At 51.5% G+C, this 20390-nt stretch carries 21 protein-coding genes; all 21 read left to right on the top strand.

Going from position 1 to position 20390, the window contains the following annotated elements:
• Position 1 precedes the first annotated feature (1 nt).
• The 21 genes from ABGI61_RS07905 (at position 2) to cheY (ending at position 20370) form a co-directional block, all read left to right on the top strand.
• On the top strand, positions 2-1372 hold the full coding sequence (locus ABGI61_RS07905; RefSeq protein WP_347599462.1) for a sigma-54-dependent transcriptional regulator: 1371 nt from the start codon (positions 2-4) through the stop codon (positions 1370-1372).
• Positions 1373-1515: 143 nt separating this feature from the next.
• Complete coding sequence (gene fliE, locus ABGI61_RS07900) at positions 1516-1851, top strand: flagellar hook-basal body complex protein FliE (protein ID WP_347599459.1); 336 nt, start codon at positions 1516-1518, stop codon at positions 1849-1851.
• Positions 1852-1865: 14 nt separating this feature from the next.
• A complete protein-coding gene (fliF, locus tag ABGI61_RS07895; RefSeq protein ID WP_347599456.1) occupies positions 1866-3554 on the top strand; it encodes a flagellar basal-body MS-ring/collar protein FliF in 1689 nt (562 codons plus the stop codon).
• Positions 3547-4581 (top strand): flagellar motor switch protein FliG, encoded by a 1035-nt coding sequence (gene fliG / locus ABGI61_RS07890; protein WP_347599453.1) that lies wholly within the window; start codon positions 3547-3549, stop codon positions 4579-4581. The genes fliF and fliG overlap by 8 nt, the downstream gene beginning before the upstream one ends.
• A 33-nt stretch (positions 4582-4614) precedes the next feature.
• On the top strand, positions 4615-5529 hold the full coding sequence (gene fliH, locus ABGI61_RS07885; RefSeq protein WP_347599450.1) for a flagellar assembly protein FliH: 915 nt from the start codon (positions 4615-4617) through the stop codon (positions 5527-5529).
• A complete protein-coding gene (gene fliI / locus ABGI61_RS07880) occupies positions 5516-6862 on the top strand; it encodes a flagellar protein export ATPase FliI (protein ID WP_347599447.1) in 1347 nt (448 codons plus the stop codon). The genes fliH and fliI overlap by 14 nt, the downstream gene beginning before the upstream one ends.
• On the top strand, positions 6859-7311 hold the full coding sequence (fliJ, locus tag ABGI61_RS07875; RefSeq protein ID WP_347599443.1) for a flagellar export protein FliJ: 453 nt from the start codon (positions 6859-6861) through the stop codon (positions 7309-7311). The genes fliI and fliJ overlap by 4 nt, the downstream gene beginning before the upstream one ends.
• 113 nt (positions 7312-7424) lie before the next feature.
• Positions 7425-9116 carry a flagellar hook-length control protein FliK gene (locus ABGI61_RS07870; RefSeq protein ID WP_347599440.1) on the top strand — a complete coding sequence of 564 codons (1692 nt, stop codon included), beginning with the start codon at positions 7425-7427 and terminating at the stop codon, positions 9114-9116.
• Between the two features lie 129 nt (positions 9117-9245).
• Positions 9246-9767 carry a flagellar basal body-associated protein FliL gene (gene fliL / locus ABGI61_RS07865; RefSeq protein ID WP_347599437.1) on the top strand — a complete coding sequence of 174 codons (522 nt, stop codon included), beginning with the start codon at positions 9246-9248 and terminating at the stop codon, positions 9765-9767.
• A 12-nt stretch (positions 9768-9779) separates the two neighbouring features.
• Positions 9780-10868: a flagellar motor switch protein FliM gene (gene fliM / locus ABGI61_RS07860; protein ID WP_347599434.1), complete on the top strand. Its 1089-nt coding sequence runs from the start codon at positions 9780-9782 to the stop codon at positions 10866-10868.
• Positions 10869-10873: 5 nt separating this feature from the next.
• Positions 10874-11266, top strand: a complete 393-nt coding sequence (gene fliN, locus ABGI61_RS07855; protein ID WP_008220049.1) for a flagellar motor switch protein FliN — start codon at positions 10874-10876, stop codon at positions 11264-11266.
• 254 nt (positions 11267-11520) lie between these two features.
• Entirely contained in the window at positions 11521-11805 is a 285-nt protein-coding gene (fliO, locus tag ABGI61_RS07850; RefSeq protein WP_347599990.1) for a flagellar biosynthetic protein FliO, read from the top strand.
• 8 nt (positions 11806-11813) lie between these two features.
• Entirely contained in the window at positions 11814-12560 is a 747-nt protein-coding gene (fliP, locus tag ABGI61_RS07845; protein WP_347599430.1) for a flagellar type III secretion system pore protein FliP, read from the top strand.
• Complete coding sequence (gene fliQ, locus ABGI61_RS07840; protein ID WP_347599427.1) at positions 12557-12826, top strand: flagellar biosynthesis protein FliQ; 270 nt, start codon at positions 12557-12559, stop codon at positions 12824-12826. The genes fliP and fliQ overlap by 4 nt, the downstream gene beginning before the upstream one ends.
• A gap of 5 nt (positions 12827-12831) precedes the next feature.
• Positions 12832-13605: a flagellar biosynthetic protein FliR gene (gene fliR / locus ABGI61_RS07835; protein ID WP_347599424.1), complete on the top strand. Its 774-nt coding sequence runs from the start codon at positions 12832-12834 to the stop codon at positions 13603-13605.
• Between the two features lie 15 nt (positions 13606-13620).
• Positions 13621-14748, top strand: a complete 1128-nt coding sequence (gene flhB, locus ABGI61_RS07830) for a flagellar biosynthesis protein FlhB (protein WP_347599421.1) — start codon at positions 13621-13623, stop codon at positions 14746-14748.
• A gap of 106 nt (positions 14749-14854) precedes the next feature.
• Positions 14855-16957, top strand: coding sequence for a flagellar biosynthesis protein FlhA (gene flhA, locus ABGI61_RS07825; RefSeq protein WP_347599418.1), 2103 nt, complete (start codon positions 14855-14857; stop codon positions 16955-16957).
• Positions 16958-16967: 10 nt separating this feature from the next.
• A complete protein-coding gene (flhF, locus tag ABGI61_RS07820; protein WP_347599415.1) occupies positions 16968-18359 on the top strand; it encodes a flagellar biosynthesis GTPase FlhF in 1392 nt (463 codons plus the stop codon).
• Complete coding sequence (locus ABGI61_RS07815; RefSeq protein WP_440590605.1) at positions 18352-19230, top strand: MinD/ParA family protein; 879 nt, start codon at positions 18352-18354, stop codon at positions 19228-19230. Before flhF ends, ABGI61_RS07815 begins: the two co-directional genes overlap by 8 nt.
• On the top strand, positions 19227-19946 hold the full coding sequence (locus ABGI61_RS07810; protein WP_440590604.1) for an RNA polymerase sigma factor FliA: 720 nt from the start codon (positions 19227-19229) through the stop codon (positions 19944-19946). The genes ABGI61_RS07815 and ABGI61_RS07810 overlap by 4 nt, the downstream gene beginning before the upstream one ends.
• 52 nt (positions 19947-19998) lie before the next feature.
• Entirely contained in the window at positions 19999-20370 is a 372-nt protein-coding gene (cheY, locus tag ABGI61_RS07805) for a chemotaxis response regulator CheY (protein WP_206109480.1), read from the top strand.
• Positions 20371-20390 lie beyond the last annotated feature (20 nt).

Raw genomic sequence — 20390 nt, 5'->3', positions numbered from 1 at the left:
GATGAGCCAACGCATTTTACTGGTAGAGGACGACAGTGGCCTGCGCGAAGCGCTGCAAGATACGCTGCAACTGGCCGATTATCAGGTGATAGCGGCAGACAGTGCCGAACAGGCGCTGTTGCTACTCAAACAGCACAGTGTTGAGCTGGTTATAAGCGACGTACAAATGCAGGGCGTATCCGGCTTAACGCTGCTTAAAACGTTGCGCGAACAATATCCGCAAACTCCGGTGCTGATGATGACTGCGTACGCCACAGTGCAGGCAGCCGTAGAGGCCATACAGTTGGGTGCAGTGGATTATCTGGCCAAACCCTTTGCACCGCAGGTGCTGGTAAACACGGTAAGCCGCTATGTCAGCCCGGCACCGGTGAGCTTGTGCGAGCCGGTAGTGGCGGCTCCAAGCTCGAAACACCTGCTGACACTTTGCGCCAAAGTGGCGCGTACTGACGCCAGTGTGATGATTACCGGCCCTAGTGGCTCCGGTAAGGAAGTGTTAGCGCGCTATATTCATCAGTTATCTGAGCGCAGTCAGGGGCCTTTTGTCGCGATAAATTGTGCGGCTATTCCAGAGAATATGCTCGAATCGACCTTATTCGGCTATGAGAAAGGCGCCTTTACTGGCGCGATTAACGCTTGCCCAGGTAAGTTCGAGCAGGCGCAGCAAGGCACCATTTTACTGGATGAGATCACCGAAATGGACTTAAACCTGCAGGCAAAGTTACTGCGGGTATTGCAAGAGCGCGAAGTGGAGCGTTTAGGCGGCCGTAAAACCATCAAGCTGGATGTGCGGGTACTGGCCACCAGCAACCGCGACTTAAAACAGGCCGTGGCAGAGGGGCGGTTTCGTGAAGACTTGTATTACCGCTTAAATGTGTTTCCGCTGTGCTGGCCGGCGCTGCGTCAGCGTCCGGATGACATAGTCCCTTTGGCAGAGCACTTATTGCAGCGTCACTGCCGCCTGGCTGGTCGCACGTTGGCTACATTAAGCCCGCAGGCAGCAGAGTATCTGACAAGCTACCACTGGCCTGGCAATGTGCGTGAGCTGGATAACGTGATCCAGCGGGCACTGATCATCAGCAGTGCTGCGGTTATTACGGTAGACGATATTCTACTGGAGCAGGTTAACAGCCAGTCTGTTACAGTGTTAAATCAGATGCCGCCGGTAACTGAAAGCCGTGGTGATAACGCCAATAACGCTGCCGGCGATTTTAAAAGCAGTGTGCACGAGCAGGAACACCGCATTATTCTGGCGACCATGAAAGCCTGTGCAAACCGGCGTAAAGAAGTTGCCGAGCGCTTGGGTATCAGTGATCGCACCTTGCGTTATAAATTAGCCAGAATGAAGCAACAGGGTATTGCTGTTCCCGCCTGAAACCGCTGCCAAATGCACGTCAGCACACCGAAAAAGCCCTCTGAAAGAGGGTTTTTCTATATAAATTAATAATTTAAAACTGGCACAACTCCTGCTTTAGTTAGCCTAACTACCGAGGCAGCAATTATTTGACAGGTGATGCCATGAATATCAAAGGTCAGGCCCTTTACGCCGAAATGCAATCACTGGCCAGTCAGGCCAGAGGCGTTGGTACTGAGTTACGACTGCCCAAAGTCGAACAAGTTAACGCCAGCCAAAGCGATTTTAGCAGCATGCTGACCAGTGCCTTAAATCATGTGAATAACCTGGCACAGGAAACAGGCAAACTGCGCACTGCGGTGGAGCTGGGCGATCCTAATGTGTCACTGGCACAGGTGATGATTGCCAGCCAGAAGTCGTCGCTGGCATTTGAAGCGACAGTACAGGTGCGTAATAAACTGGTTGAAGCCTACAAAGACATTATGTCGATGCCGGTGTAACGGAGGAATAAGTTGTGGCTGAAAATCAATCCACCGAGCTGGCACTGACCGGTAACGATTACAACAGCGGTGAGCAGCAAGAACAAAAAGCCGGCTTTATCGGCTCGCTGGGCGGCATGGATCTGGTACGCCAGATAACCTTAATTGTTGCCCTAACCATCTGTCTGGCGATTGCTATTCTGATTATCCTCTGGGCTCGTCAGCCGGAAATGCGGCCGCTGGGTAACTTTCCTACTCAAGAGCTGATTCAAACGTTAGATCATTTAGATGCGCAGAAAATTGATTACAAGCTTGAAGGCAATGTGATCTATGTGCCGGAAGATAAGTTCCAGAGCATTAAGCTGTCGCTATCCCGTGCCGGCTTGGCTAAAGAGCCCGACACTGGCACTGAGTTTTTATTGCAGGACAGTGGCTTTGGCGTCAGCCAGCGTTTAGAAATGGAGCGATTAAAACACAGCCGTGAACAACAGTTAGCGCGCACGATAGAGGAGCTGCAAAGTGTCGCCCGCGCCCGTGTGCTGTTAGCCATTCCAAAAGAAAACGTGTTTGCCCGGGTAGAAAAATTACCTTCTGCCACGGTACTGGTCACCGCCCGTGGCGGCACTGTGATCCGCGACAGCGAAGTGGATGCCATTGTTGATATCGTCGCTTCCGCGGTGCAGGGGTTATCACCTTCGCGTGTAACCGTAACCGATCAGAATGGCCGCCTGTTAAACAGTGGCTCGCAGGATGCCAGCTCCAGCCGCACGCGCAAAGAGTACGAGCTGCAGCGTACCCGTGAAGAAGAGTACCGTCAGAAAGTTGACTCTATCTTAATGCCGGTGCTGGGTTTTGGTAACTACACCGCGCAAGTTGATTTGTTGATGGACTTTACCGCCACCGAGCAAACGCAAAAGCGCTTTAACCCCGACCTGCCGGCCATTCGCAGCGAAATGACTATTGAAGAAAACAGTGTGGGTGGTGTCAGCGGCGGTATTCCAGGTGCCTTGTCAAACCAGCCGCCACTGAACTCGACTATTCCAGAGCAAGCCAGCGGGGGGGATAGCAAACCCATAGTGCCGGGCCGTAACAGCAAAGAAGCTACGCGCAACTATGAGCTGGACACCACCATCAGCCATATTTCGCAGCAAAGTGGCGTTATTCGTCGTCTTAGTGTATCGGTGGCCATTGACTATAAGGCTGGCGAGAACGGTGAGCCACAACCGCGCACTCAGGCAGAGCTGGCGAATATCCGTCGTCTGTTGCAAGGGGGGATCGGCTTTGATGCGCAGCGCGGCGACATGATTGAAGTGATCTCAGTTCCCTTTATGAAAGATGAAGTTATTGAAGCGCCGGCGCCGCAATTCTACGAAGAAGAATGGTTCTTACGGGTCGTGCGTTTGCTGATGGGCGGCCTGATTATTATCGTGCTGATCCTGGCGATAGTGCGGCCAATGCTGAAGAAATTGATTTACCCTGAAGATACTAAAGATGCTTATGATGAGAATGCACTGTCATCTGGCCTGGACTTAGGGGACGACACTATCGACATGCTAAACTCAACCTTTGATGAAAATGCAGTCGGCTTTGCACCAGATGGCACCTTAATGCTGCCAGATCTGCATGGTGATGATGACTTATTACGCGCGGTTCGGGCCTTGGTGGCGAATGAGCCGGAACTATCCTCGTTAGTTGTGAAAAACTGGTTGGCTGAAGATGAGTAGCATAGAAGCAAAAAAACCTGCGTTTGATGTAGGCAAACTGGACGGTGTTGAAAAAGCTGCCATCTTACTGCTGAGCTTGTCAGAGGAAGATGCCGCGCAAATTCTAAAACACTTAGAGCCCAAGCAGGTACAGAAAGTCGGTCTGGCCATGGCGCAGATGACTGATTTAAATCAGGCGAAAATTTCCGCCGTGCACCGCTTGTTTATCGAGCAAATTCAGAATTTCAGTACCATTGGTTTTCAAAGCGAAGAGTTTATCAAGCGCGCCTTAACCGCCGCGCTGGGTGAAGAGAAAGCCGCCAACCTGATTGACCAGATTGTGCTGGGTGGCGGTGCTAAGGGCCTGGATTCACTGAAGTGGATGGACTCGAAGCAGGTCGCGAATATTATTCGCAACGAACACCCGCAAATTCAGACTATTGTATTGTCGTACCTGGAGCCGGAGCAGTCAGCGGAGATTTTATCGCAGTTCCCGGAAAAAGTGCGGCTGGATTTAACCATGCGGATCGCCAACTTAGAAGAAGTGCAGCCGGCAGCACTGCAAGAGCTGAACGAAATTATGGAGAAACAGTTCGCTGGTCAGGCAGGCACGCAAACCGCGAAAATGGGCGGCTTAAAAGCAGCCGCCGATATCCTCAACTATATGGATACCAACATTGAAGGTCAGCTGATGGATTCAATACGCGAGCATGACGAAGAGATGGCGCAGCAAATTCAGGACTTAATGTTCGTGTTTGAAAACCTAATTGACGTCGATGACCGCGGTATCCAGACGCTGCTGCGTGAAGTGCAGCAAGACGTGCTGATGAAGGCATTAAAAGGCACCGACGAGAACTTAAAAGAGAAAATCTTTAAAAATATGTCTAAACGCGCAGCCGAGCTGCTGCAAGATGACTTGGAGGCCATGGGGCCGGTGCGGGTTAGCGATGTGGAAGCGGCACAAAAAGAAATACTGTCTACCGCAAGGCGTCTGTCAGATGCCGGTGAAATTATGCTGGGTAGTGGTGGTGGTGATGACTTCCTGTAAGCCAGATCTGTTACGCCTAAGCGGAAAGCTGCTATGAGTACCGATGCGTTTAAATACAAGAGACCGTTCTCGCCGGATGCCGAAACCGATGAGCTGTTACAGCAGTGGCAGGTACCGGATTTAACCGCGGAGCAGCGGGTAAATAGCCGCACCAATGCGCTGAATAAAACTCAGCCGGTAGCCAAAGCGGCACCAACAATGGCAGATGACGAGCTGGTAGTAAAGCCGCTGACGGCAGAGGATATTGAGCAAATTCGTCAGGCTGCTTATGACGAGGGCTTCGCTGAAGGTAAAGACGACGGTTTTAGTAAAGGCTATGCTGAAGGGCGCGAGCAAGGCCAGAATGACGGCTTGGCGCAAGGGTTGGCTGAGGGCAAAAAGCAGGGCTTAGCCGCTGGAGAAGAAGAACTACAGCTGCGGTTAAGTCAGCTAAGCGACATGCTTGACCAACTGCAGCAACCGCTGGCCGCGGTGGATGAGCAGGTGAAACAGCAACTCTTACAACTTAGCCTGGCGATGGCGCAAGCTGTTATTGCCGTTGAAGTGCAAACTAACGAGCAGGTTATTTTAAAGGCGCTTAATGAAGCGGTAGCAGCACTGCCGCTAAACGCCGGGGCGCTGGCGATTAAACTGCACCCGGCCGATATGGCCATTATCGAGCAACATTATAGCGCTGAGCAGTTGGCGCAGCGCCAATGGCAATTACAGGCCGAGCCAACTGTGGCACAAGGTGGCTGCCTGGTCGAAACCGCCAAATCCAGTGTCGATCGCTCACTGGCGCAGCGCTTACAGGGCAGTCTGGAGCATTTTTTACAGCTGCAGCAGTTAGCTGATAGCAGCAGCGCCGCAGATGGAAACGACATAGCGGCCTCTCTGGCAGACAATACAGTGCAAACGATTAGCGACGATGATAGTACCGCTGCGGAGCCCGGGCATGACGGCCAATAAACCGCTAATACAGTTTTTACGCCAGCAGCAGGGCTTTATTCACAGCTCCCGCCCGGCGGTGGCTGGCCATTTAGTGCGTGTGGTGGGGTTAACACTGGAAGCGACCGGCTGCAGCGCTGCTATTGGCCAACCTTGTAGCGTGGAAACCGCGCGCGGCAATATTATGGCCGAAGTGGTGGGCTTTGCTAATGAACGTATTTTTTTAATGCCCAAGGACGATGTGTCCGGTGTGGTGCCCGGCGCCAAAGTCACGCCACTGCTGAACTACAAAGGCGTGCCGCTTAGCATGAATTTACTCGGCAGGGTTATTGATGGCGTGGGTACACCACTGGATGGTAAAGGCCCTATTGCCGCTAACCAGTTTGGTGGTTCTAAAGCGCGGCCTATTAACCCCTTACACCGCCGGCCGATTAAACAGCCGCTTGATGTTGGCGTACGCGCGATTAATAGCATTCTCACTGTCGGTAAAGGGCAGCGTATGGGGCTGTTTGCAGGATCGGGCGTGGGTAAAAGCGTTTTGCTGGGTATGATGACCCGTGGCACGGCTGCTGATGTTGTAGTGGTGGGGCTGGTAGGCGAGCGTGGCCGCGAGGTCAAAGAGTTTATTGATGAGATATTAGGTGAAGAGGGTAAGGCGCGCTCGGTCGTTATCGCAGCACCTGCCGATGTGTCGCCGCTGATGCGGTTAAAAGGCTGCGAAACCGCCGTACAGGTCGCCGAGTATTTTCGCGACCAGGGCCTGGATGTGCTACTGCTGATTGATTCTATTACCCGTTATGCCCAGGCACAGCGGGAGATTGCCTTGGCAGTGGGGGAGCCGCCAGCAACCAAGGGCTATCCGCCCTCGGTATTCGCCAAATTGCCGGCGCTGGTGGAACGTGCCGGTAATGGCAGTGGTAATCAGGGCTCGATTACCGCTTTTTACACTGTGTTGTCTGAAGGCGACGATTTACAAGACCCTATAGCTGATGCGTCACGCGCCATTCTCGATGGCCACATTGTCTTGTCGCGGGCGCTGGCCGACGCCGGCCATTTTCCGGCGGTTGATGTGGAAAAATCCATCAGTCGCGTTATGCCGGCAGTCACCAGCAGTGAGCACCAGTTAATGGCCCGCAGTGTTAAACAGTTGTATGCCAGCTACCAGCAAAGTAAAGATTTAATCGCCATCGGCGCTTACGTGCGCGGCAGCGACCCGCAGCTGGATAAAGCCATTGGCATGATGCCCAATATCAACCGCTTTTTGCAGCAGGGTATGCATGATGTCATCACTTACGATGACAGCCTGCAAGCGCTGAGTAATTTGGTTCCGCAAGCTCGGAGTAACGGCGCATGATGTCACAGCGTTTTAATATGCTGATTAAAATTCAGCAGGATCGTGAAGAAAAACTGCAGGCATTGTTTGTCAAAGCCCAGCAATTTTATGCCCAGGCCGAGCAAAAATATCAGGGCCTTGCCAATTACCGTACTGAGTATATTCAGCAAAGCCAGCAGCAAGGCAGCGCCGGTTTGCAAAGCCGTCAGTACAACCAGTTTGTTAACTTTATTGCCAAGCTGGATCAGGCTATTTCGCTGCAGGCAAAGGCTGTACAGCAAGCCAAGGCCGCCGCCGAGCAGCGCAAGCAAAGCTGGCTGGCGATGCAGAAAAAACGCAAAGCACTGGAGCTTTTAGTGCAGCGTAACGACTTAGCAGAGCTGCAAAAACAACTGAAACAAGAGCAAAAAAATGCCGACGAGTACGCCAGCCAGGAGTTTATGCGCCAGCAAGCGCTGGCGGAGGTGTAACGGTTAAGCAGCAATTGATGGGCTTTAACAAACTGGCCTGAAACTTGAATGACAAAACGCATTGCCACAGCTAAGTATCGCGTTTAAATAGCAGCGCGTTGCAGGAGAAAAGTATGACACAAGGCTTACAGCTTTCGATCCTGATGACAGGGGCAGATACCGCGCTGTTATCCGACGCTATTGCATCGGAGGCCGATAGCCTATCTGTTGAGGGTGGTCTGGCATTTGGCGATATGTTAGGGCAGCTGGTTTCACCGGCAAAAAACGGCCAGGATAGCAAAGGGCGGCAATTGCCTGCCGATATCAGTTTGTTATCTGCAGTTAGTCAGGCCGTGACAGCCGCTACCGAGGCGGGTGCCTCAGAGATGCTGGTAACTGATGAAGAATCGGCTGCGGGCAGTGAACTTACCGCCAGTATCCTGGCACAACTTAGCTTTGCTGCGGTTAGCGCAGACGCTAAAACCGATGGCGAAAAAGCTGTTGCGAATAGTGCTGCTGAATTGGCAACCAATGCAGATGCAGCAACCACTGAAGATGCCACTGAGACAGATGCCGTTAAAGCAAAACCTGCTGTGCCTGAACTGACGCTATCAAATGGTAAGCCAGAAGCTGAAGTTCTGTTGTCGGCAGCGCAAGGCAAGTCAGAAGCGGATGCAGATACCGAATTATCCGCTGCGGCGAAGACAAAAAAGCTGAACACAGAGGCTGATGTAAAGCTGTCCGCTCAACAGGGTAAGCTGGCAGAGGAAAAACGAGTTACCCAGACTGTTGCACCAAATGATGATATGACTGCTGCAGTACAAACACAGCAGGCACAAACAGACGCTGCAACGCAGGCCGCCAATAAACAGATGGGTGTAGAACAGACGCTACTGAGTGGCGCTGGACAGGATAGCAAGGCACAAAAAGTAACTGCCACAGCAAGTAGCAAAACAGCACTGCAGGCAGCGAAGGCGGTGAGTGCCGAACAGCCAGGTCAGGGGGGAAAGCAAGGCCCTTTGACGGCGAATGTCACTGATCAGCAACTGCGGACAGGTGAGCCATCTGAGGCGGTACTTAATAGTGACAACCAAAGCGCCAAAACGGTGACATTGGCCAATCAGCCTGCAGGGCAGGCCGCAGATAAAGCTGCGAGCAGTGCGGCAAAGTCTGGCACTGAAGACAACCCGCAATCATCCCAGCAGCGGCAACAGGGTTCAGCGGCACTGCAGGAGATATTACAGCAGCAAGCTGCCGCCGGCATTAAAGTGGTTGAACAGCCCTCAGCTATGCGCAGTGAACAGCCTTTTAGCGCTACCATTGCACAAGCTGAACAGCGACAGGCTGGCGCACTTCGGTCTGCTGAGAAGCCTGCAGCATCTGTCGCTGAGCAGTTAAAACAAAGCCTGAATCTGCTGCAGCAAGACGCCGCGGGGCAGCTGCGTGAGCGGGTGAACCTGATGGTGCGGCAGAATATTCAGGTGGCCGAAATTCGGCTGGACCCGGCCGGCCTGGGCCAGATGCAAATTAAAATAGATATGCAGCAAGATCAGGCCTCAGTGCAGTTTGTCGTACAACAGCCGCAGGCTAAAGAGCTGTTAGAGCAGCAGTTACCGCGTTTGCGCGAGATGCTGCAGCAACAGGGTATTTTATTAAGTGAAGGCCAGGTGCAGCAACAATCGCAGCAGCACCGGCAAAGCGCACAGCATAGTGGCCAGGGTAACAGTAACGGCCGTGGCCATGGTGAGAGTGGCGATGACATACCCGCGACACAGGTGCAGGTGAGTGCAGCAGTAAGTGAGCGTCTGGTCGATTATTACGCCTAGTTACAAAAGCTGTGGGCTTTAACAGTGGCATACAGCACCGCAGCGCCGGTGAATTTGCCGGGCAATGATTTACATTAGCCTTGGCAGGTGAGCATAATACTGTCAGGTTAACTATGAGACTCAATACAAATGGCAGCTGAAAAAGATTTGGTAATTGCAGAGGGCGGTGGCAAAAAGAAACTCTTTATTATCGCTGGCGCGGCTGTAGCGCTGGTGGTGTTGGCCATAGTAGGGTTTTTAATGTTCAGTGGCGGAGACAGTGCCCCTGCAACTAGTACTGCCGATCCCGCTAGCACCCAGGGTGCTGCAGTCAGTGGGGCTGAGCAGAAAGGTACGGCGTTATATGTCGCGCTGCCGCGGCCTTTTGTATTTAATGTGCCGGGCGCCTCACGTGATCGCATGGTGCAGATTAAGGTACAACTGCTGGTGCGCGGCAGTAACAACGAAACCCTGGCCATGCGGCATATTCCTTTGATTGAGGGCAGTTTGTTAGAAACCTTCAGCTCGGCTAATGCTGACGAGCTGGTAACGGTAGCAGGGCGTGATGCGCTGAAAAACAAAGCGCTAAGCGATTTACAACAGGCAATGATTGAAGTGGTGGGCTCGGTGGTGGTAGACGAAGTCCTGTTCACCGGTTTTGTCATGCAATAAGAGTGAGCAGCCGTGACCGACTTATTGTCACAAGACGAAATTGATGCGCTGTTACATGGTGTCGATGACGTTGAAGAAGAAGAAATAGACGAATCCGGCGGTGGCCGGGGCCGCTCTGCTATGGAGTACGATTTCTCGTCACAGGATCGTATTGTCCGTGGCCGCATGCCTACGCTGGAGATGGTTAACGAGCGCTTTGCCCGCCATATGCGTATCAGTTTATTTAACATGATGCGCCGCACTGCTGAAGTATCGATTAACGGCGTGCAGATGATTAAGTTTGGCGAGTATGTGCACACCTTGTTTGTGCCCACCAGTTTAAATATGGTGCGCTTCAGGCCATTAAAAGGTACTGGCCTGATTACCATGGAAGCGCGTCTGGTGTTTATCCTGGTGGATAACTTCTTTGGTGGTGATGGCCGTTACCACGCCAAAATTGAAGGCCGCGAATTTACCCCTACGGAGCGGCGTATTATTCAGATGCTGCTGAAGCTGATTTTTGAAGATTACAAAGAAGCCTGGGCACCGGTAATGGATGTGTCGTTTGAATACCTCGACTCTGAAGTGAACCCGGCGATGGCCAATATCGTCAGCCCAACTGAAGTGGTGGTAATAAGCTCATTTCATATCGAGCTGGACGGTGGTGGCGGCGATTTTCACGTAGCACTGCCGTATTCCATGCTGGAACCAATACGCGAGCTTCTGGATGCCGGTGTACAAAGTGATAAAGAAGACACCGATTTACGCTGGAGTAAGGCACTGCGCGATGAAATTATGGATGTAAAGGTGGATCTAACCACGAAGATGCTCGATGTTGATTTAACACTGCGCGAGATTATGGAACTGAAAGCCGGCGATATCATACCGGTCGAAATACCAGAGCATATTACGGTGCTGATTGAAGATTTACCGACTTATCGCGCTAAGCTTGGCCGGTCACGCGAGAATGTGGCACTGAAAATTACCGAGAAAATTAAACGGCCAGAGTCGGTTAAATCTGAAATGCACGTCTTTACCAAGGGTGGGCGTCGGCTTGACAGCGATGCCGATATTTCTGAGTTAGAAGCCGATCTGAACCTGTCAGATCGCGAGAGAAGGTAAGCATAATGGCTGATGATAAAGACACCATGGACGAATGGGCTGCCGCCATGGCAGAGGCAGAAGGCGCAGGTGATGGCGCTGAGCCGGTTGAACTGGAAGAGCTGCGTGATGAAAAAGCCGATATCACCGTAGATGAAAAGCGCAAACTCGACACTATTTTAGATATACCGGTCACTATTTCGATGGAAGTGGGCCGGGCCAAGATCAGTATCCGCAACCTGTTGCAGTTAAACCAGGGTTCGGTCGTTGAGTTAGAGCGGGTGGCCGGTGAGCCGCTTGACGTACTGGTAAACGGCACCCTGATTGCGCATGGTGAAGTGGTCGTCGTAAACGACAAATTTGGTATCCGGCTAACTGACGTGATAAGCCAGATTGAACGGATTAAGAAGCTGCGTTAATGCGTTTATTAGGTTTAACTTTACTATTTTTGCTCTGTGCCACACCCTATTGCTGGGCACAGTCACAAGGTTCAGCTAAGACTGAGGCCAGCTCAACGGCTGCAGAGCGGCCCCTAACTGAGGGCGCTGCGCAAGTTGCAGATGTTAAGGCACAAGTCGAGCCAGTGACTAAAGCAGAGCTGCCCACCGAGCTAACTAAGCCCGCAGTGCTGCACAGCAGCGAGCGGCCCACGGCAGGTATTGGCTTGGGTAAAATGGCTTTGTCGCTGCTGCTGGTGGTAGCGATCGTGATAGCCCTGGGTTGGGCATTCAAAAAATTGACGCTGCGGCTGCCGGGCAGCAAGCATATAAAAATAATTTCCAGCATGCCGCTTGGGCCAAAAGAGCGCTTGTTAGTTATTGAAATGCAAGGAAAACAGCGGGTGCTGGGCGTCACTGCCCATAGCATTAATTTGCTGTTTGAATTGGAAAACTCCCTGCCTGAAGAAAAGTTGGCATCAGACTTTCATACACAGTTGCAATCGTTCCTGAAAAAATAGCGTGAACTATGCTGCGACTGTTGTGCCTGGTGCTGGCCTTACTGCTAAGCCCCGATGTATTTGCCGATAACGGCGCCTTATCTGCTGTTACCGTAACCACGGCTGCCGATGGCAGCCAGCAATACAGTGTGACGCTGCAAGTGCTGGCGCTAATGACGGCACTAAGCTTCATTCCGGCTATGGTTATTATGATGACCAGCTTTACCCGGATTATTGTGGTGCTTGCCATCTTGCGTCAGGCCATAGGTTTGCAGCAATCACCGTCTAACCAGGTACTGATTGGTATTACCTTGTTTTTAACCTTTTTTATCATGGCGCCGGTGTTTAAGAACATTAATGACACCGCCATTCAGCCTTATCTGGCCGAAGACATTTCACCGGTGCAGGCGCTCGATGCCGCCATAGTGCCGATTAAAGCCTTTATGCTGCACCAAACGCGCACCAAAGATTTAGACACCTTTGCCCAGATTGCCGGCTTAGAGGTCGCTGCACAGCCGCAGGATTATCCAATAACCGTAGTCATACCGGCCTTTATTACCAGCGAGCTGAAAACCGCCTTTCAGATTGGCTTTATGCTATTTATCCCATTTTTGATTATCGATTTAGTCGTGGCCAGCGTATTGATGGCGATGGGGATGATGATGTTATCGCCAATGATTATCTCGCTGCCATTTAAACTGATGATGTTTGTGCTGGTTGACGGCTGGATTTTAGTGATGGGCACGCTGGCTACCAGTTATGGAGTTGGCACATGAGTCCTGAGGTCTTTGTTGATGTACTGCGTGATGCGCTGTTTCTGGTGATATTACTGGTCAGTGCCATTATTTTGCCGTCGTTGTTTGTCGGCCTTATCGTGGCAGTGTTTCAGGCGGCGACCTCTATTAACGAGCAAACCTTGAGCTTTCTGCCGCGTTTAATTGTCACCTTGCTGGCACTTATTTTTGGTGGCCATTGGTTTACCCGGGTCATTATGGAATATACCAACGAGCTGTTTTTAAGCATTCCAACGGTGGTGGGGTAGTACAGGTGGAATTTCCACTGAGTATACTGATGCAGGCGCTGGCCGATTATCTGCTGCCGCTGTGCCGTGTTACCGGTATGTTTTTAATTATGGCCGGTATAGGGGTGCGCAATATTCCGATGCGCATTAAAACCGGCCTGGTAATATTTATTTCGCTGATCATTATGCCCACCTTGCCACCGGTAACGAATCCGAACCTGATGTCCGGCCAGATGTTTCTGGAAGTGTTATTGCAGCTGCTGATTGGTTTTGCGCTGGGTTTTATATCGCTGATGTTTATTACCACCTTTGTGCTGGCTGGCCAGTTACTGGCTACCCAAACTGGCCTTGGTTTTGCGTCTATGGTCGACCCGGCCAGTGGTGTAAACGTGGCCGCTATCGGTCAGTTTTATCTTATTTTGGCCACTTTGCTGTTTTGGGTGTTTGATGGCCACCTAATTATGATCCAGATGTTGGTGTTCAGCTTTGACACCCTGCCGATTAACGGCCAATGGTGGGAAGTAACCAGTTACTGGACCGTCATTGAGTTTGGTGGCTGGATGTTCGCAACCGCGCTGGCCATTGCGCTGGCGCCTATTGTTTCTATGCTGGTGGTCAATTTGTCGTTTGGCATTATGACGCGCGCCGCGCCACAGCTAAATATTTTCTCGATTGGTTTTCCAATTACTATGCTCGCCGGCTTGCTGATTTTATGGCTAACGCTGGATACCTTTTTATTTCATTACGACAAACAGTGGCAGCACGCGATTGATTACAGCTGCCGGCTGATTGGTTGCTAGGCGGAGGGCACTGCAATGGCAGATGAAAGCGCCGAAAAGACCGAACAGCCCACGCCCAAGAAGCTGCAAGACGCAGCCAAAAAGGGCCAGATAGCCCGCTCTAAAGATATGGGGACAGCGTTTGTGCTGATTGGCAGCGCCGCAGCCATCCTGGTATTTGGTAAAATGCTAGCGGTGGCCATGCTGGATATCACCCAGCGCATGCTACGGCTGACACCCAAAGACATCTTTGAACCCAATTCGATGTTTACCGCCTGGGGAGCTGCCGGTGAGCGTTTAGCTGCGCCGCTGGCCGGTATTTTCCTTATTATTCTTATCGCTGCCTTTGTTGGTAACTGCTTACTGGGGGGCTTTAATTTCAGCTGGGAGGCCGCTGGCCCTAAGCTGAGCAAAATGAGCCCCCTGCAGGGCTTTAAGCGCATGTTTGGCTTGCAGGCGCTGGTAGAACTTTTAAAAAGTATCCTTAAAGTTATCGTGGTAGTGGGTATTGCCTATCTGCTGTTAAAGCTGTTTTTCTTCGACATTATGGCGCTGTCGCTAATGAGTGAGCCGAACAATATCGAGTCGGCCATGTACTTTCTGGCCTGGTTGTTTTTGGGCCTGTGCGCCAGTGTTTCGGTAATCGCCATTGTCGATGCGCCCTATCAGAAGTGGCATCACATCGAGCAACTGAAAATGTCGCTTCAGGAGATTAAAGACGAGTACAAAAACTCCGAGGGTGACCCGCAAATAAAAGCCCGTATTCGCCGCACCCAAATGCAAATGTCGATGAAACGTATGATGCAGGAAGTGCCTAAAGCCGATGTTATCGTAACCAACCCGACGCACTATGCTGTGGCGCTTAAATATGATCAGGGTAAATTCCGCGCGCCGGTTGTGGTGGCTAAGGGTGTAGATGAAGTGGCACTGCATATCCGTAAAATTGCCAAAGAACATAAGGTACCGGTTATTGAGTCTCCAGCGCTGGCACGTTCAATTTTCCACACCACTGAGCTGGACCACCCGATCCCGGAGCAGCTGTTTGCCGCCGTAGCGCAAGTACTGGCTTATGTGTATCAGCTGAATATGTACAAAAAAGGCAAAGGCAGCCGGCCGAAAACCCTGGCCAAAGAGCTGCCAATCCCAGAGGGCTACCGCCACTAAGTACCGTTGGCTACCGTCAATATCAACGCCACTACCAGCACTATGCTGGTATTGGAACACTTCTTGCTGAACAGCTGCATAGCGCCAATTTACTGTCAGGGTTGTCATGCAGTTAGCCAGTTACTTTACTAAGTTCGATCGCTCAAAGTTCGCCTTTGCTAAGGGCCTGGGCACGCCGTTGTTTATTCTGGCGGCGCTGGCCATGGTGGTGCTGCCACTGCCACCCATGCTGCTCGATATCCTGTTCTCGTTTAATATCGCTCTGGCACTGGTGGTGTTGCTGGTGACCATTTACACCCTGCGGCCACTGGATTTTGCGATTTTCCCGGCGATTTTGCTGGTCGCCACCATTATGCGGCTGGCACTGAACGTCGCCAGTACCCGGGTGGTGTTACTGGAAGGTCATAACGGCCCCGATGCTGCCGGTAAAGTAATCGAGGCCTTCGGCTCAGTGGTCATCGGCGGTAACTACGCCGTCGGTATCGTTGTGTTCTTAATTCTGATCATTATTAACTTTGTGGTAGTAACCAAAGGTGCCGGCCGTATTGCCGAGGTAACTGCCCGTTTTACCTTAGATGCGATGCCGGGCAAGCAAATGGCAATAGATGCCGATTTAAACTCGGGCTTAATTACCCAGGAAGATGCACGTAAACGGCGTGAAGAAGTGACCAGTGAAGCCGACTTTTACGGCTCGATGGACGGTGCCAGTAAATTTGTTAAAGGCGATGCTATCGCCGGTATCGTTATTCTGGTGATTAACCTGGTCGGTGGTTTGTTTATCGGCATGATGCAACACGACCTGTCGTTTGGCGAGGCGATGGAAATTTATACCCTGCTGACCATCGGGGACGGCCTGGTGGCACAAATCCCCGGTCTGCTGTTGTCGATTGGCACTGCCATTATTGTTACCCGGCAGAACAAGTCGGAAAACATGGGTGAACAGATGAGTGCCCAGTTGGGCAATGTGCAGGTGTTGTATGTCGCTACCGGTGTGTTAACCCTGATGGGGATAGTGCCTGGTATGCCGCACTTTGCCTTTCTATCATTGGCCGCGGTGGTGGGCGCCAGTGCCTATTTTATTCATAAACGGCAAAAAGAAGTGAGCGCCGAGCTAGTTAGCCGCAATGCAAACCCGGTCGCGCCGGTAGAATCTAATGTGGTTAAAGAGATTGGTTGGGACGATGTACAGGGCGTTGACACCATAGGGCTGGAAGTCGGGTACCGTTTAATTCCGCTGGTGGATAAATCCCAGGGGGGCGAGCTGTTAAGCCGCATTAAAGGCGTGCGTAAAAAGCTGTCACAAGAGCTGGGCTTTCTGATCCCCGCCGTGCATATCCGCGACAACCTGGATTTAGAGCCTAACAGCTATCGCATGACGTTAATGGGAGTGACCAGTGGCGAGGGCGAGCTGCGCCATGACAACGAGCTGGCGATTAACCCGGGCCAGGTGTTTGGTACGGTAAAAGGCATAGCGACCAAAGATCCGGCCTTTGGCCTGGATGCGGTGTGGATAGCCAAAGATCAGCGCGAACATGCACAAACCCTGGGCTACACCGTGGTAGACGCGGCAACGGTAGTAGCAACCCATTTAAGCCAGATTTTAACCAATCATGCTGCCAGTTTACTCGGCCATGAAGAGGTACAGAACCTGTTGGATATGCTGGCTAAGCACTCGCCCAAATTGGTTGAAGGGCTGGTGCCAGATACGCTGCCGCTCACTGCAGTGGTAAAAGTGCTGCAAAACCTGCTCAATGAAGGTGTGCCCATTCGTGATATGCGCACCATAGTGCAAACGCTGGTGGAATACGGTGCCAAGAGCCAGGACGTTGAAGTATTAACTGCCGCTTGTCGTATCGCGCTGCGCCGTCTAATCGTGCAGGAAGTGGGGGGCAGCCGCAAAGAAATTCCGGTGATTACCTTTGCGCCAGAATTAGAGCAGATGCTGCACCAGTCGATGCAGGCTGCCGGTAACGATGGCGCCGGCATAGAGCCTGGCCTTGCCGACCGTATTCAGCAATCGCTGCAACAGGCACATCAGGAGCAGGAGTTAAATGGCGACAGCGCTGTGTTACTGACGTCAGGAATTTTACGCTCGGTAATGGCACGATTCGTGAAGTACACCATTCCAGGGCTTAGGGTATTGTCCTATCAGGAAATACCGGACGATAAACAAATTCGTATTGTCAGCGTTATTGGCCAGGCAAGCTAGGAGTTAACCGATGAAAATTAAACGCTTTGTAGCAAAAGATATGCGCACTGCTTTGCAGGAAGTAAAAGACTTCCTCGGGCCAGATGCCATTATTCTGTCCAATAAGAAAGTCGCTGAAGGTGTTGAAATTGTTGCGGCGATTGACCAGGAAGCACAAACCAGTGCCAAGGCTCCGATTGCGGCTGTCAAGCCTGCGCAACCACGTTTTGTGGCGACTGTCGCTGATAATGATACCGATATGGCTGAGCCGGCCGCTGCGCCTGCCGACTCGTTAAAGGCCCTGCTGGCACGGCAAATGATTAAACAACAGGTTAGCCAAGGGGCTGCGGTCAAACCCGCAGCGGCGCAGCCGGCCCGAGCGGCTACCTTTGAGCGTCAAACTTCTGGCACTACGTCAGTGCAGGCCATTAACCCGCTGCAATTGACCGAGCTGAGCAAGCTGCAGGAGCAGCAAGCGAAGCTGGTGCAACAGCAAATGGACGCGATGCGCAATGAAATGCTGTCCATGCGCCAACTGTTGCAACATCAGGTATCCGGTTTAATGTGGCAGGATTTGGCACGGCGTGAGCCGGTGCGTGCGCTGGTGATTGAAAACTTGCAGCAACTCGGGTTGTCCGAGCAGGTAGCTGATCAGCTGGCGTGCTTTATGCCTGAAGACTTAAACACTGCCGATGCCTGGCAGGCAGCGCTGGAGCTGTTAAGCGGCCAGTTAAGCACCACTAACGATGATATTTTGCGACGGGGTGGCGTAGTAGCGCTGGTCGGCCCTACAGGGGTAGGTAAAACCACTACTGTAGCGAAACTGGCCGCTGAATTTGCCAAGCGGCATGGCGCTGATCAGGTTGCGCTTATTACCACCGACAGCTATCGGATAGGCGCTTTTGAACAGCTGGCTACCTTTGGCCGCATTATCGGCTGTCCGGTAAAACAGGCTAAAGACAGCGATGAGCTATCCTTGTTAATTAATCAGTTACAACAGCGCAAACTTATTCTTATTGACACCGCGGGAATGAGTCAGCGCGATGTGCGGTTGGCGGAAAAACTTGCCACGCTGGTGCATAATAGTCGTGTCAAAATAAAAAGTTATCTGGTATTGTCTGCCACAGCACAATCAAGGGTAATGCAGGAAAGCGTCGCGCATTTTAAACGCATTCCCCTGTCTGGTTGTATTTTCACCAAACTTGATGAATGCTTAAGTTTGGGTGAAGTGATCAATGTCGCTATAGCTAATGCACTGCCGGTCAGTTACTTGACCAACGGGCAACGTGTGCCGGAAGATATAGCGGTTGCCGATGCCCACACCTTGGTGCAGCAGGCAGAGAAATTACGAATCGCACAGAGTAGTACGGCACATCAGTGGTACAACGACGGGATGAGCCGCGCGGACGGAACCTATGCATAGTCATGTAAATATTGATGATCAAGCCAGTGGCCTGAGAAAAATGAATAAGCAGATGGTAAAAGTAATATCAGTAACAGGCGGTAAAGGCGGCGTGGGTAAAACCAACGTCACGCTAAACCTTGCCATGTCGCTGGCCCAACTGGGTAAGCGGGTACTGGTGCTGGATGCTGATCTGGGCCTGGCCAATTGTGATGTCATGCTGGGCCTGAGAGTTGAAAAAAACCTGTCACACGTGTTGGCTGGTGAAGTCGAGCTGGATGACATCATTATCGACGGCCCCTTTGGTATTAAAATTATCCCTGCCACTTCTGGCTCACAAAATATGACCGAATTGGCGCCAGCTGAACATGCTGGCCTGATCCGAGCCTTCAGTGAACTGAAAACCCCCGTTGATGTGCTGCTGGTAGATACGGCCGCCGGTATTTCCGACATGGTGCTGAGCTTTTCCCGCGCCTCGCAGGATGTGATGGTGGTGGTATGTGATGAACCATCATCGATAACCGATGCTTATGCGCTGATGAAAATTTTAAGCCGGGATCATGGCGTAGAAAAGTTTAAAATTGTTGCCAATATGGTACGCAGTTTAAAAGAAGGCCAGGAGCTGTTTGCCAAGTTAACCCGGGTCACAGACCGTTTTTTAGACGTCAATCTGGAGCTGGTTGCGACTATTCCCTATGATGAAAATGTGCGTAAAGCCGCACGTAAGCAAAAAGCCTTTGTTGATGCTTTTCCAAAAACGGCTGCCAGTATGGCGATCAAAAGCCTGGCACTGAAAGCTGCCAAATGGCCGTTGCCGGCGACTGCCTCCGGCCATCTGGAATTCTTTCTTGAGCAACTGGTTCAACCACAGGCAGACAGGGGGCTGGCGTGAACAGCAAAATTGCAGCCTATGGCGGAGTCGACCATATGCAGCAACTGGTCGAGCGCCACGCACCTTTAGTAAAACGTATTGCCTATCATTTGATGGCACGTTTACCGGCCAGCGTACTGGTAGATGATTTAATTCAGTCTGGCATGATTGGCCTGATTGAAGCGGCAAAAAATTTCGACGGCAGTAAAGGCGCCAGTTTTGAAACCTTCGCCGGCATCCGTATCCGGGGCGCTATGCTGGATGAAATGCGCCGTGGCGACTGGACACCACGCTCCGTACATCGTAATGCCCGCCTGATAGCAGAGACCATCGCAGAACTTGAAGCTATACACGGCCGTGATGTTAAAGACATTGAAGTTGCTGAAAAACTTGATATATCTTTAGATGAATACCATCATATGTTAAGTGATATCAGCAGTGGCCGCATTATCGGTATTGAAGATCTGGGCGTGTCAGAAGATGTGTTGGTTACCTCAGGTGATTCAGATTGCGACCACTTATATGAAACACAGGCAAATGATAGCTTCCACCAGGATTTAGCAAAAACAATCAGTAGTTTACCTGAGCGTGAAGCATTAGTGCTTTCGCTGTATTATAATGACGAGCTAAACTTGAAAGAGATTGGGGCTGTGCTGAATGTCAGTGAGTCCCGGATCAGTCAAATACATAGTCAGGCATTGGTCAGATTAAAAGCCAGAATGCAGGATTGGTTGTAACCTATTCTGAGATAACAGTAATATCTCGCCGGAGGGGATTTTGGATAAAAATATGAAAATTCTGGTGGTAGACGATTTCTCTACCATGAGACGCATAATAAAAAACCTATTGCGTGACCTTGGCTTTACCAATGTATCTGAAGCAGATGATGGCAGCACAGCCTTGCCCATGCTACAAAACGGCGACTTCGATTTTGTCGTAACTGACTGGAACATGCCAGGCATGCAAGGCATCGACTTGCTGCGCGCCATCCGGGCGGACGCCAAGTTAAAACATATTCCGGTGCTGATGGTAACGGCAGAGGCGAAGAAAGAGCAGATCATTGCTGCGGCGCAGGCCGGGGTAAATGGCTATATTGTAAAACCCTTTACCGCAGCCACGCTGCAAGAGAAGTTAGCTAAAGTGTTTGAACGGATAGGCTAACCGTAACTGACAAAGGAGCG

It is taken from the genome of Rheinheimera fenheensis, assembly GCF_039871805.1.
Lineage (GTDB): Bacteria > Pseudomonadota > Gammaproteobacteria > Enterobacterales > Alteromonadaceae > Alishewanella > Alishewanella fenheensis.
Note: the sequence above shows the minus strand (reverse complement) of the source record. Positions and strands in the feature narration are given on the sequence as shown.